General features: G+C 40.0%; 1 pseudogene. It reads left to right on the top strand.

Features of this window, described 5'->3' with window-relative positions:
- Positions 1 to 144: 144 nt before the first annotated feature.
- Positions 145 to 250, top strand: a pseudogene (locus HC752_RS24570) (transposase); the annotation flags it as partial.

Genomic DNA, 250 nt, shown 5'->3' with positions numbered 1-250 from the left:
TACGCGATGATTAAGGCGCTGAATAAGCTTACTGGGTTAGGTATGCCTAAAACTTGTCGTATTGACTAATAAATATACGACATGGGACGATTCTGTCTCTGAACTGAATTACGCAACAAAGCCGGTTTGTGGGGCAAACTCTATGGTGACAAAGGTTATATTAGCCAAGCCTTGACAGGAGAACTACTCAACAAAGGCGTTGAGTTAATCACCACCATCAGAAAGAACATGAAGAAAAAGTTTATTTCTT

Source organism: Vibrio sp. S9_S30 (assembly GCF_014694455.1).
GTDB lineage: Bacteria > Pseudomonadota > Gammaproteobacteria > Enterobacterales > Vibrionaceae > Vibrio.
This window is presented reverse-complemented; position numbering and strand designations above follow the sequence as displayed.